Source organism: Aquimarina macrocephali (assembly GCF_051627225.1).
Taxonomy (GTDB): Bacteria; Bacteroidota; Bacteroidia; order Flavobacteriales; family Flavobacteriaceae; genus Aquimarina; species Aquimarina macrocephali.
Genome location: NZ_CP151795.1, coordinates 4,827,398 through 4,839,800, shown reverse-complemented (window position 1 = coordinate 4,839,800; position 12,403 = coordinate 4,827,398). Strand labels below are relative to the sequence as shown.

Genomic DNA, 12,403 nt, shown 5'->3' with positions numbered 1-12,403 from the left:
TGCAAGTATTTAATCCATATATAATATCAGAAAAATAGCGTTCGTAAAACTCCTAGATTTGTATTTTGTTGAGTTTCTAACTACATTGTTACAGCAAAACAACTTAATATCAATAGATTATGGAAACAACAACAAAAACACCCGTATGGTTTTGGATTATTAGCGCCTTAGCACTTTTATGGAATATCATGGGTGTAATGGCTTATATTGGTCAAGCTTTTATGACAGATGAAGTATTGGCAACTTTACCAGAAGGAGAACAAAACTTTTATAATAATACACCGGCTTGGGTGACTGCTGCTTTTGCTATAGCAGTATTTGCAGGAACTATAGGTTGCATAGCATTACTCCTTAGAAAAAAATGGGCTTCTCCTCTCCTGCTCCTTTCACTCATTGCTGTTCTTGCACAAGCTACATATAATTTCTTTTTACAGGACTTTGTAGAATTATCGGGTAACCGAGTTATAATGCCAATCATAGTTATAGTCGTCGCTATCTTTTTAGTTTGGTTTTCAAGAAATTCTAAGGCAAAAGGATTGATTTCATAATAAAAAACCTTCATTTTACGATACTATATTATAACCTGAATCAAGATTATTGATTCGGGTTTTTTTATGGATTTATTTTATATAAAAAGTAAAATCATATCATATCGATTTCACTAAACATTTGAGTGGTATCGCCAATTTTAAGAAAGTTTAACGGTTTTTTTAACTCGATCTTAAAGACTAATTCGATATGTCACCAGTTTAAACAATGTGCACAGATTAAACTAAAATCGTAAACTCAAAAATGAAACTTAATGAAAACGAAAACCGTATTAAACCGATTTAAAATTGGAGCCCTGGCAGTTGCATTATCTTTTGCTTCTTGTCAAAAAAATGAAGATTTTGATCAAAATCCAGATTCTATTGAGGGACAAGATCAATTCATCGAAAAGTATTTCTTAGGAGATCGTGTCCTTGTAAAAAAAGAAGATGATGGAACCTATAGTCTACAAGGAACTGATGCCAGATTATTTGAAGATCAGTTGACTGATACAAAAGTTGCTCTTTCTGATAAACTAGAGCCAGATGCTGGAATAAATGCAAAGTTAGGACTTGGTGGAGGTGTTCGTAAATGGACAAATAACACTATAGTTTATGTAATTAAAGGGCTGAGTCAATCTGTGAGAAGTGAACTTCAAAAATCGATGGATGAATGGACTAGCAAAACTAATGTTCGCTTTAAAGAACGTACCAATGAATCAAATTATGTTACCATTAGTAGTAATGGAGATAACTGTAATTGTGGCGTTGCAACTCTTGGAATGAATGGATCAAGAGGATTTATTCGTTTAGGTACCCGTACAACAGCTGTTGTGATTATTCATGAAATCGGACATACCTTAGGATATATTCATGAACAAAATCGTTCGGATAGAGATAATCATATTATCATCAATTTTGACAATATCCAAAATGGAGCTGCTGATCAGTTTTACAAAAGTAATTCTGCTACTTTGATAACCAGAGATTTTGATATTAAATCTACAATGATGTATGGTAGTTATACATTTAGTAAAAATGGAAAACCAACCATAACAGACCTTAACGGAAATGTTTTACCAAGAAGACAAGCTGCAATTTCTGCTCTTGATATTGAAGGGACTAATAAAGCATATCCAAAAGATGGTGATAATCCTCCAGTAGGAACAAACCCATGTGATGGTATTGCAGAATGGGTAAGTGGTCAAAGCTATTCTGTTGGAGATAAGGTAACATACCGTGGATTCTTATACGAAAGAGATTTTACAAGATGGAACCGAATCGCAGAATGTAAAGACTCAACTCCAAGTGCGGATATTTGCGAAGGAGTTAACGAATATAGTAGAAATAATAGCTATACAGCTGGAGATAAAGTAACCTATAACGGATTTTTATACACGTTAGGTACTAATGGAAGATGGAGTAATGACGGACGTTGTGGTTCGTAAACATTTTTTGCCTTAAATTAAAAGTGAAAAAGGGTTGTCGTTAGACAGCCCTTTTTATATTAATAACACATCTATACAAACTTCTTTATGATACATCAATATCTTCAAGCTCCTTAAATAATGCCTCTGCAGAATTTATGTTGTTATTATAACACCTCCCCACCCATCGTACAAAAACAATAAAAAATATGATTGCAACCGGTATAGCAATTGCAAATGGCCAAAGGGATTTGGTTTCAGAAAATAAATCTTTATTATTAAGGATTTTTGATGTAACAGGCATAATAACAAACATTAAAATAAATCCTAGATAAAATCCCATTTTGGTAACAGTTTGAAAGCGTTTCTTACCTTTACTATATTCAAGTAATGTTTCCTTATAATTATTTACTGCAATATTTACTTTTCTCATTTGATAAATCGATTTTAACGATAATACCGGTAAAACTGATAGTATAATTATTGATATTATTCCTGATAATAAGGTATACCAATTATCAAGTTTATTAAGATTGATTAATATCAATATCACTACACCATAGCATATGATAGCGCCTATCATCTCTGGATATGCTATTTTATTTATTTTTTTTCTATATTGTTCCTGCGTCATCATAATGATCATTTTATCCGTTAGCTTCTTTTGTTTCTCTATTTGGTCACTCATCTGAGACCAAACTGTTTGCATTTCCTCCAATTCCATCTTCTCTTATTTTTTTACAATTTGTGTTTTCAATTTTTGTTTAATTCTAGAAATTCTGGTTCCAACATTACTTGGAGACAGGCCGGTTATCACAGCTATTTCTTCATATTTCTTACCTTCCAAAAGCAGTAAAATCAATCCTTTATCTAATTCATTAAGATCATGTATATGTGCATATAATTTTTTCAATCGCTCTTCAAATTCTGTATCATGTTGTTCGGTTTGACGCATTATCACATCATACATTTCTATCTGATTTCCTCTTCGTTTTTCTTTTTTTAATCTTGTTATAGCAGTATTAAGACCTACACGATACATCCAGGTACTAATTTTAGAATCTCCTTTGAAACTATCATATGATTTCCATAACTGGTAAACAATTTCCTGATAGAGATCTTTTTGATCCTCGTAATTATTGGTATAAATGGTGGTTATTTTAAAAATAACTCCTTCATTCTCTTTAATAATTCGAGTAAACTCGTATTCTTTACTCATATATAGGCCTACTTTTCCTAATTAGTATAGGGTGCATTAAAAAAATCACAAAATATTCTATAAATATTTTATGAAATACTGATTATACTTTTAAAATTTACTAAAAACAAGCTATCATAAATACAATGAGTAGCTCTTAAAAAGGTAAGTACTTTAATCTTTTACTACAATCAATGTAGCTTTAACACCAGTGGTAAGATTCCATTCACTACTTGTAAGTAAGTTGCCCTTATCATCATAAAGATGAAACTCTGCGGTATTAGGGCCTGATTCCCCTTGATTTAGGGCTTGTATATCTATTTTATTAAATCCCTTAGCAAGGTCAACCGAGATTCCTTTAAAATCTCCGGAAAGGAATATTTTTGAGACAATAACGGCATCATTAAGGTAAATTCTTACCACATCGCCATCTACAAACTGATGATCTCTATACATCAATCTTACAAATTCTCCATTACTCTTAAAATCACCTAGATACTGATCACTTTTATATTCTTCTTTGATTTCATTATCTTTTTTGAACCACTTTGGAATAGCATCTGTTTTGGGCTTAAAAAAACCATCATTACCAGTCATATCAAAAGTTGGCTTACTACGAGCATACTCAGTTAATGCATCCGGGGTTTTATATAAAGACGAATTACTATTAAAATTAGGATCTAAACCCTTAGACAGGCTATACTTATTTGTACTAAGATCACTTTTAGCATCAATTCGCAAAGAAGTAGAGTTTTCTATTTGAGCATGCATTACCATTCCCATACATAACAAAAAAACTATAAAAAATTTAGCTTTCATTTCTTTTATGCTGCTCATTAATTTTAAGTAAAGATAAATATTATAGCCCTTTAAGACTGTTAATTCATTATAAAATCTTACTTTTTATCAATCATTAACATTAATAAAGACGTTAAAAATCTGTAATAATTACAAGTGTTTGCTCTATTAGTTCTGTCTGTTAGCGATCAACTGATCTTATTTGAGATGTTTTTGTATCAATTTTGAAGAATAATACACTTTGAAATATTATATAATTTAACTAGTAAATAATTGATTTTAAGCTTATCCCCCCTAATAATTTTACGGTAAACCATAAATTATTGGAAATATGTAAAAAAATACCCCAACAAACTTGTAAGATAAACCTTATATTTATTATTTTGTTGTTAAAAATAGGTATGATCTATTATGTTATCGGAGGAGTGCTTCTGACTATGCTCCTTTTTTTGTATCTACAATACAGAAAAGTTTCTAAAAAACTTGATGAAAAGAATATAGAATTAAAGTCTTTAAACAAGGAAACAGTAAAACAGTTTCAATTGCAACAAAATCTTATTTCTATTCTTAGTCAGGAACTCAGAACACCCTTGTATGGAATAATGGGATTGACTAATCTCTTGGAAGAAGAGCATCCTGATCTTAAAAATGATAAAAACCTGAAATCATTAAAATTTTCTGGGGATTATCTTTTTACCCTAATTAATAATGTATTACATGTTAATTTTTTGGATTCTGAAGAGATAACTGTACAAAATATACTATTTGATATAAAAGAAGTTACTCAAAACCTTATACATTCATTTAGTTATGCTACAGAGAATAGTGATAACGTATTACACTTTGAGTTTGATTCTGAAATAGATCATATGATTTATGGAGATCCTGCCATTCTTTCTCAAATACTTATGAATCTGGTAAGTAATGCATTGCGTTTTACTAAAAACGGTAATGTATATTTCTCTGTAATTTTAATTAAGAAAAAAGAAAATATATCTACTATTTCTTTTAAAATTAATCATGATGGAGATGAGCTTTCAAAAGAAGACAAAAAATCTATCTACCAAGAGTTTATTAATGTAGGAAATGCGAAAAAAACATACTTGGGAACAGGGATTAATTCAAAAATAATAAATAGACTTGCTCAGGCATTAAATGCCGAAATTATTATCCAAAATGATTCTCATCTGGGATCTGAGTACGCATTGGTTATTGACTTTAAATCACAAGTTAGTAAAGAGACCATAAATCATAATAGCACTTCTTTTAATAATTCCATAGCTTCAAAATTTAGAGTATTAATTGTGGATGATAATAAATTAAATCTTCTGGTTGCCGATAAAATATTATCAAAAGAAAACTTTGATTGTACCACTATAGATAATGGTTTTGATGCTATAGAATTGGTTAGAGAAAATGAATATGATGTAATTCTTATGGACATTAATATGCCTAAGTTAAATGGAATTGGCACAACAAAGAGAATACGCGAGTTTGATACAAAAACACCAATTATTGCCCTAACTGCAGTAGATGTTACCCAATTAAACAAACAGATTATACAAGCTGGACTAAACGATTATATATTAAAACCGTATAACAAAAATCATTTATTAGAAATGATTCACAGACATATAGACAACCCAATACATACTCACTAATTAGTTAATAATTATTTGCTGTCCAATTTTTAGCACCGAGTTATATTTTAGCGAATTGGTTTTACATATTTCAGAAACTGCCAATCCATGTTTATTGGCTATTCGATGAAGAGTATCTCCTTTACGTACCGTATAAATCTTTTTTTGCTCTTCTTTAATCCGTGCGATATCCTCCATAGTTTTATGAATAACTATTTTACTCATACGAGTAGATCTGTGATATCTGGGTGTCATCCATTTCTTAGTCACAAAAAGAGTATCTGATCGAATTTTCGTATCACTGGCAAATTCGAATAAATATTCTGGATTAATACTTTTACCGTGATATCGTACTTCTAAATGTAAATGACTACCTCTAGCATTTCCTGTTACACCACCTGTGCCAATTGTTTGCCCTTTTTTCACCTCTTCGTTCTCTTTGATCAGCGATTTTGAAAGATGAGCATACACTGTCTCTAATCCATTATGATGCCTAACCACTACAGTATTCCCGTGTCCACCGTGATATCCAACATATCTAATTTTACCGTCTAATATTGATTTTACACTATCTCCAACCTGAAGATCAATATCTATACCTTGATGTGGTCGCCCTCTTCTCCATCCATAACGAGAGGTAACTACCATTTTGCGGTCAACCGGAGGTGAAAAATCTTCATCCTGAAATGCTAACTGAAAAGGAAATGTAAGATCCTCATTCCAATATGGATTAAACTGTTGATTGTCCCATTTTGTAGTATATGCTTCCAGATTTTCTTGTAAAATATCTTCTTCTGGAAGATAGCTACTATTCTTTTTGGGATAAATTGGTAAGCAGATGATCTCACCTTCTACGACTAACTTTTTATGATCAACTGGAATATTTTCTATTTGCACAAAATTTTCCTGTGCAACTAACATTAGGAATGGCGAAAATATCAGGAAGTAAAATACAAGTCTCTTTTTAATTAAAAACATCAATTATCGTTATACTTTTTTAGTAATTAAAGTAGACCTGGGTGTTAGGGTTTATTTTCTACAATATAACTGTAAAAATAATACGTTATTACAATAAGTTAATAATTTATTTTTTAACAAATACTGTTTTTTTGTCGACAATCACCATAGAATTTTGATAATCAACATGTTATTAAATATAAGTTATACAGGGTTTCCGTACGTATTTTACGGGATACTATTTATTCTGAAAACCATTAACACTTTTTAAGAAATTGATATGAAAACATTAGTAATTATCAAAACAATAAATGGTCGTAGTCGTAGTTAGAATAACACTAATTATTAATTAAATAACCATGAAAAGATCATTCACATTTATTGCTTTGTCAGGGGCATTAATCATGACATCGTGTGTGTCAAAGAAGAAGTATGTTGCATTAGAACAAGAATTACAAGACACTCGTAGTACTTTACAAAAGACTGCAGTTGAAAAAGATGAATTGGAAGGCAAATTTGCTAAAATCGAATCCCGAGTAGCAGATTATAATGCTAAGATCAATTCTCTTAAAGACTCTAATGATGAAAAAATGGTAATGGTAGAAGATGTTGCAGCAATATCTAACAACACCAAAGAGAAGATGAAAGAAACATTAGCCAAAGTTGATCAACAAAAACTTCAGGGAGCTACATCTTTAAAAGATTCGATGAATTTGGCGGTATCACATAACTTAAAAAATTCTTTATCCGATGATTTAAAACAAGATGAAGATATCTCTATCGATATTGATAATACCGTAGTAATGATATCTATTTCTGATAAAATGTTATTCAATAGCGGTAGTTATAGAATAAGTAATAAAGCTGATAATATATTAAAAAAATTAGCCGATGTAATTAATTCTGAGCCAAGCATAGAAGTAATGGTAGAAGGTCATACTGATCCAAGAACTATTAGCAATGCAGTTGTTCAAGACAACTGGGACTTAAGTGTAAAAAGAGCAACATCTATTATTAGAAAACTACAATCTAGCTATAATGTTGATCCGGCAAAATTAATTGCCTCTGGAAGAAGTAGTTACAAGCCTCTTGTAGAGAATGATACCGAAGAAAATATGGCAATCAACAGACGTACAAGAATCGTATTACTACCAAATATGGATAAGTTTTTTGCGATGTTGTCTTCTAACTAATTATAATTTTTAAATAACAGCCATGTTATTTATTAAAAACGAGATGGATCAACGTATTCATCTCGTTTTTTATTTTTATCCTATAAAGAATACAGATTAAACCTTTTCATTGTTAGAATGTCTTAGTAACAAATCAAAACATTTTGAAACTATGAAAAATATAACACTACAAAAAATTCCTGCTTCTTTATTCTTACTAATAACTCTGCTAGGAACTAGTAGTTTCACCTCTAATATAAATACTTGGGAACACCTTGGTTCCAGAACAGTAAATTACAGATTAGATAAAGATGTTATTAAGGTAACTGCAAGAGAAGGAGGATTTAAAAAGCTTAAAATCAAGGTTACAGGAGGCTCTTTAAACATGCACAAAATGGTTGTTCAATATGGTAGTGGGAAAAAAGATGTAATCCAATTAAGGCATAATTTTTCTCGTAAAAGCGAAACCAGAATAATAGATCTTAAAGGTGGAAAACGTATAATTAGAGATATCACCTTTTTTTATGATACTAAAAAATTATCTCGAAAAAAAGCAAAGGTTCACGTCTTTGGAAAGCATTAAAGAAAAATAGTATCAGATTTGTTTTATAAAACAAATCTGATACTATTTTAATCAAGTCTATAATATCCACATTTAAGATATGCTCCTTCAGGAAATGAAATGGGATGATCAATATCATGATCAGTCTTTTCTAATAAGCTAAAGCTTCTTCCTGATTTAAGGATATTCTCTTCAGAAATTTTAAAAAAGTCCTCGGCCAAAACTCTGGAAGAACAGGAAGCCAAAATCAAAATTCCATTAGAAGATACTAAATGTGATCCTAATTCTGCTAATCGAGCATAACTAATCATCGCTTTATGAATTTCACTTGCTCTTTTTGCAAATGATGGAGGATCTATAACTACAATATCAAATACAGTTTTATGATCTATTAATTTCTGTAATCCCTCAAACGCATCCGCTACTATAACACTATGTTTTCCCTGATGCACATTTAAAGCAACATTCTCTTTGGCCATACCTAAAGCTTGTTTACTAATATCTAAACTTATTACTTCCTTTGCGCCACCGTTTAATGCATGAACCGAAAATCCACCAGCATAAGAAAACACATCCAAAACAGTTTTACCATAAGCAAGCTCCCCTACTCTTTTTCTATTATGACGGTGGTCAAGAAAATATCCAGTTTTATGACCTTTAATTACATTTGCAGAAAATAGGACTCCATGCTCTTTAAAAACCACAACTTCATTTTCTAGAGCTCCATAGATTATCTGACCATCCTTAAGATCATACACTTCCCCTTTGGACTGTAATAGTCTGCTTAACCTAAGTACAACACAGTTACATCCTGATATAGCAACCAGATGCTCTACTATCCAGTTTAAATAAGGAAACCAAATATGTGAATATAACTTAATAACCAGAACTTGATCATATACATCTGCAATACACCCAGGAAGATGATCATTCTCTCCAAATAGCAATCTATAACTATTTGTATCAGTTTCTAATAAAGGAGTTCGTTTTTTATAGGCCTCAGAAATTTTTTCGACAAACCACTCTTCATTAATCTGTGCTGTTTTCCTAAATTGAATTAATTTAATACGTATAGGAGAATATGGGTCATATAAACCACAAGCCAAAAAAACATTTTTTTTGGTATCATAAACGATCACCAGATCGCCTGCTTCTCCTTCTGTATTTTGCTTTATAATACTATCTTCAAAAACCCAGGGATGCCCTTGTTTTATTATCTTTTCTGCAGCAGGTCTTACCTTAACAGCAAGTCTTTTTGTTTTTATTTCAGGAACAATATTCATCGTATGCAAGGATAGTGATTATTTTGTTTTCCTAAAATGATTACATTAAATGAATTAAGGTTTTGTTAAATAAAAACCATGAAAATATTGATATGTTTAAATTGTGAGAATAAAAACCAATCAATATGAAACGCATACTCACACTTATCGCAATTACAATGTATCTTTCTTGTTTTGTCGCATCGGCTCAGGATAAAGATCCATTAATCGAAAAAATTATTAAAGAAGCAACAGAAAGTTCTCAATTAAAAGAATTGGCACATGAGCTTATGGATGGTATTGGTCCTAGGTTAGTCGGCACTCCACAAATGCAACAAGCGCATAATTGGGCTGTTGCAAAATATAAAACCTGGGGAATTGATGCCAGAAATGAAAAATGGGGAGAATGGCGTGGATGGGAACGAGGAACCACCCACATTGATATGGTATCTCCTTGGGTAAAATCTCTTGAAGGTACACAATTAGCTTGGAGTCCTGGTACTGGTAGTAATGGTGTTGTTGCCGAGTTAATTGTTATTCCCGAAGTAAAAGATTCGATTACTTTTCAGAAATGGTTACCCAATGTAAAAGGTAAAATTGTAATGACATCTATGAATCAACCCACAGGGAGGCCTGACTATAATTGGGAAGAATTTGCTACAGAAGAGTCGTTCAAAAAAATGAAAGAACAAAGAAATCAGCAAACAAAAGCATGGAGAGAAAACATTAAAAAAACCGGATATAATCGTCGAACTCTCGCCCCTGCTTTAGAAAAAGCTGGTGCTGTAGGAATAGCACAAAGTAATTGGTCCAGAGGGTTTGGAGTTAACAAAATATTTAGTGCCCGAACAAAAAAAATACCCACAGTAGATTTGTCATTGGAAGATTACGGAATGTTATATCGCCTTGTAGAACATGGTTCTAAACCAAAAATAAAGATCACATCAGAATCCAAAGAACTAGGAATGATGCCTACATTCAATACGATTGCAGAAATAAAAGGAACCGAAAAACCTGACGAGTATATTATTCTTTCTGCACATTTCGATTCATGGGATGGAGGTACTGGAGCTACAGATAATGGAACAGGAACCATAACCATGATGGAAGCTGCACGTATCCTCAAAAAAATATATCCAAACCCTAAACGTACCATACTTATAGGACTTTGGGGAAGTGAAGAACAAGGTTTGAACGGGTCACGAGCTTTTGTTGAAGATCATCCAAAAATTGTTTCAGGTGTGCAAGCCTTATTTAATCAGGATAACGGTACAGGGCGTGTAGTTCGCTTATCAGGACAAGGATTCCTGCATTCTTATGATTATTTAGGAAAATGGCTAGAAGCAGTTCCCGAAAACATCACTAAGCATATAGAAACTACTTTCCCAGGAACTCCTGGCGGAGGTGGTTCTGATTATGCTTCTTTCGTATCAGCCGGAGCTCCTGCGTTTTCATTAAGTTCACTTAATTGGTCGTACTGGAATTATACTTGGCATACAAATCGTGATACATACGATAAAATTATATTTGATGATGTACTTAATAATGTAATTCTAACTGCAATTCTGGTATATAAAGCTAGTGAAGACCCTAAAAAAACTTCGAGAGAAAAAAGTATATTACCTATAAATAAACGTACCCAGAAACAACGTATCTGGCCAGAATTAAGAAGTCCAAACAGAAAAGGAGGACAAAACTAATTAGTATCAAATTAAGAATATTCAATTAGAATTGATACAAAAAAACGAGACTGTTTAATTACAGTCTCGTTTTTAAAATTGTTTCTTAAGTAATGATCAATACCAGAGGCAGCCTCCAGATCCGCCAATACCAATACAGATACCAGCTTCACAGAATGGACCCCCAGGAGCATTTTCGCAACACATTCTACCTCTTTGTGTACATGCGTAACGTCTTGCTCCAGAGATTTTGCTTTGCTCCTCTTTACTCAGAGCTTTTACGCCATCCAGATTTAAGATAATTTTCATTTGTGTAAATATTTGTGGTTAATGAGTTTCAATATTAATTGATTAGTTTACAGAATATTAATCTTAGTAAAAGTAACACAATTACGCAATATCCGGATACAGAAAAAACTCAAAAAAAGTACTGTTTAATATCAGAATAGTCATAAAAAAAGCATCCATCCCAAGATGTATCAGGATAAACGCTCTTATTTATATTGTTTGAATCAAGAGTTCTTTTAAATATAAAAACTCAATTCTATGATTGGTTTAAAGCAAATAAAACCTTTTTTAAAAGCACCTATCTCAAGAAATATCAAGATACGCGCTCTATAGGTATCGTTAAAACTAATTTGCTTGTCTTCAAGAAACTATTCATTTCTTTACTGCCTACACTTACTAGACGAACATTGCTTTGTTTTGTTACACAACAAAATTGCATTATTTCACAAAACACTGATTATCAAATACATAAATAACAAAAAAGTAACTATTTATTATAAAACAGTCCATAAAAAATATTTGTAACATATTTATAAAATTAAATATGTATATTTGTTACATGAATAATGAAAGAATACTTCAAATAAATAAAGCCATATCTAATGCCACTCGTTTAGATATACTAAAATGGTTAAAAGACCCAGAAGCCAATTTCCCTCCTCATAAAGATCTTGGACATTTTAATGATGGTGTATGTGGTCAGCATATTAAAGATAAATCAGGTTTATCACAACCTACTATATCTCATTATTTAACCGGTATGTATAAAGCTGGTTTATTAATTACCACAAGACATGGAAAATGGACATATTTTAAAAGGAATGAACTTGTAATCAAAGAATTTTTAGAAGCCATAAATAAAGAGCTATAAAAAATTTAGGTAAACATATTTA

Annotated in this window: 13 protein-coding genes; 7 read left to right on the top strand and 6 right to left on the bottom strand. The window is 31.6% G+C overall.

Annotation, left to right across the window (positions count from 1 at the left end):
* Positions 1–119: 119 nt before the first annotated feature.
* Both AAFU52_RS21475 and AAFU52_RS21470 read left to right on the top strand, forming a co-directional pair.
* A complete protein-coding gene (locus AAFU52_RS21475) occupies positions 120–548 on the top strand; it encodes a hypothetical protein (protein ID WP_024770099.1) in 429 nt (142 codons plus the stop codon).
* A gap of 254 nt (positions 549–802) precedes the next feature.
* Positions 803–1,975: a M12 family metallopeptidase gene (locus AAFU52_RS21470; RefSeq protein WP_024770098.1), complete on the top strand. Its 1,173-nt coding sequence runs from the start codon at positions 803–805 to the stop codon at positions 1,973–1,975.
* Positions 1,976–2,060: 85 nt separating this feature from the next.
* On the opposite strand, the gene AAFU52_RS21465 is transcribed toward AAFU52_RS21470, so the two are convergent.
* From AAFU52_RS21465 to AAFU52_RS21455, 3 genes are all read right to left on the bottom strand, one after another.
* Positions 2,061–2,678: a hypothetical protein gene (locus AAFU52_RS21465; protein ID WP_438423491.1), complete on the bottom strand. Its 618-nt coding sequence runs from the start codon at positions 2,676–2,678 to the stop codon at positions 2,061–2,063.
* A gap of 6 nt (positions 2,679–2,684) precedes the next feature.
* Positions 2,685–3,173 carry an RNA polymerase sigma factor gene (locus AAFU52_RS21460; protein WP_024770096.1) on the bottom strand — a complete coding sequence of 163 codons (489 nt, stop codon included), beginning with the start codon at positions 3,171–3,173 and terminating at the stop codon, positions 2,685–2,687.
* A gap of 153 nt (positions 3,174–3,326) precedes the next feature.
* Positions 3,327–3,989, bottom strand: a complete 663-nt coding sequence (locus tag AAFU52_RS21455; RefSeq protein WP_152538525.1) for a hypothetical protein — start codon at positions 3,987–3,989, stop codon at positions 3,327–3,329.
* Between the two features lie 362 nt (positions 3,990–4,351).
* Here AAFU52_RS21455 and AAFU52_RS21450 point away from each other — a divergent pair, with 362 nt between their 5' ends.
* Complete coding sequence (locus AAFU52_RS21450) at positions 4,352–5,611, top strand: response regulator (protein ID WP_438423490.1); 1,260 nt, start codon at positions 4,352–4,354, stop codon at positions 5,609–5,611.
* Here the strand turns inward: AAFU52_RS21450 and AAFU52_RS21445 are convergent, their stop codons facing one another.
* Positions 5,612–6,568: a M23 family metallopeptidase gene (locus AAFU52_RS21445; protein WP_084050259.1), complete on the bottom strand. Its 957-nt coding sequence runs from the start codon at positions 6,566–6,568 to the stop codon at positions 5,612–5,614.
* 338 nt (positions 6,569–6,906) lie between these two features.
* On the opposite strand from AAFU52_RS21445, the gene AAFU52_RS21440 reads away from it, so the two are divergent.
* On the top strand, positions 6,907–7,740 hold the full coding sequence (locus tag AAFU52_RS21440; protein WP_024770092.1) for an OmpA/MotB family protein: 834 nt from the start codon (positions 6,907–6,909) through the stop codon (positions 7,738–7,740).
* A gap of 151 nt (positions 7,741–7,891) precedes the next feature.
* Positions 7,892–8,302 (top strand): hypothetical protein, encoded by a 411-nt coding sequence (locus AAFU52_RS21435; RefSeq protein ID WP_438423489.1) that lies wholly within the window; start codon positions 7,892–7,894, stop codon positions 8,300–8,302.
* 47 nt (positions 8,303–8,349) lie between these two features.
* Here AAFU52_RS21435 and AAFU52_RS21430 read toward each other — a convergent pair whose 3' ends face one another.
* Positions 8,350–9,564 carry a class I SAM-dependent rRNA methyltransferase gene (locus AAFU52_RS21430; RefSeq protein ID WP_035091454.1) on the bottom strand — a complete coding sequence of 405 codons (1,215 nt, stop codon included), beginning with the start codon at positions 9,562–9,564 and terminating at the stop codon, positions 8,350–8,352.
* 158 nt (positions 9,565–9,722) lie between these two features.
* Between AAFU52_RS21430 and AAFU52_RS21425 the strand changes: the two genes are divergently transcribed.
* Positions 9,723–11,243: a M20/M25/M40 family metallo-hydrolase gene (locus AAFU52_RS21425; RefSeq protein WP_438426651.1), complete on the top strand. Its 1,521-nt coding sequence runs from the start codon at positions 9,723–9,725 to the stop codon at positions 11,241–11,243.
* A gap of 96 nt (positions 11,244–11,339) precedes the next feature.
* On the opposite strand, the gene AAFU52_RS21420 is transcribed toward AAFU52_RS21425, so the two are convergent.
* The gene (locus tag AAFU52_RS21420) at positions 11,340–11,531 is read right to left on the bottom strand and encodes a hypothetical protein (RefSeq protein WP_024770088.1); all 192 of its coding nucleotides are present in this window, start codon (positions 11,529–11,531) and stop codon (positions 11,340–11,342) included.
* Between the two features lie 538 nt (positions 11,532–12,069).
* Here AAFU52_RS21420 and AAFU52_RS21415 point away from each other — a divergent pair.
* On the top strand, positions 12,070–12,381 hold the full coding sequence (locus tag AAFU52_RS21415; protein ID WP_024770087.1) for an ArsR/SmtB family transcription factor: 312 nt from the start codon (positions 12,070–12,072) through the stop codon (positions 12,379–12,381).
* Positions 12,382–12,403: the final 22 nt, after the last annotated feature.

What these genes read in the sequence shown, in the direction of transcription:
- AAFU52_RS21475 (WP_024770099.1), top strand. Translation starts at nt 120, where the DNA reads ATGGAAACAACAACAAAAACACCCGTATGGTTTTGGATTATTAGCGCC.
- AAFU52_RS21470 (WP_024770098.1), top strand. Translation starts at nt 803, where the DNA reads ATGAAAACGAAAACCGTATTAAACCGATTTAAAATTGGAGCCCTGGCA.
- AAFU52_RS21465 (WP_438423491.1), bottom strand. Translation starts at nt 2,678, where the DNA reads ATGGAATTGGAGGAAATGCAAACAGTTTGGTCTCAGATGAGTGACCAA.
- AAFU52_RS21460 (WP_024770096.1), bottom strand. Translation starts at nt 3,173, where the DNA reads ATGAGTAAAGAATACGAGTTTACTCGAATTATTAAAGAGAATGAAGGA.
- AAFU52_RS21455 (WP_152538525.1), bottom strand. Translation starts at nt 3,989, where the DNA reads ATGAGCAGCATAAAAGAAATGAAAGCTAAATTTTTTATAGTTTTTTTG.
- AAFU52_RS21450 (WP_438423490.1), top strand. Translation starts at nt 4,352, where the DNA reads ATGATCTATTATGTTATCGGAGGAGTGCTTCTGACTATGCTCCTTTTT.
- AAFU52_RS21445 (WP_084050259.1), bottom strand. Translation starts at nt 6,568, where the DNA reads ATGTTTTTAATTAAAAAGAGACTTGTATTTTACTTCCTGATATTTTCG.
- AAFU52_RS21440 (WP_024770092.1), top strand. Translation starts at nt 6,907, where the DNA reads ATGAAAAGATCATTCACATTTATTGCTTTGTCAGGGGCATTAATCATG.
- AAFU52_RS21435 (WP_438423489.1), top strand. Translation starts at nt 7,892, where the DNA reads ATGAAAAATATAACACTACAAAAAATTCCTGCTTCTTTATTCTTACTA.
- AAFU52_RS21430 (WP_035091454.1), bottom strand. Translation starts at nt 9,564, where the DNA reads ATGAATATTGTTCCTGAAATAAAAACAAAAAGACTTGCTGTTAAGGTA.
- AAFU52_RS21425 (WP_438426651.1), top strand. Translation starts at nt 9,723, where the DNA reads ATGTATCTTTCTTGTTTTGTCGCATCGGCTCAGGATAAAGATCCATTA.
- AAFU52_RS21420 (WP_024770088.1), bottom strand. Translation starts at nt 11,531, where the DNA reads ATGAAAATTATCTTAAATCTGGATGGCGTAAAAGCTCTGAGTAAAGAG.
- AAFU52_RS21415 (WP_024770087.1), top strand. Translation starts at nt 12,070, where the DNA reads ATGAATAATGAAAGAATACTTCAAATAAATAAAGCCATATCTAATGCC.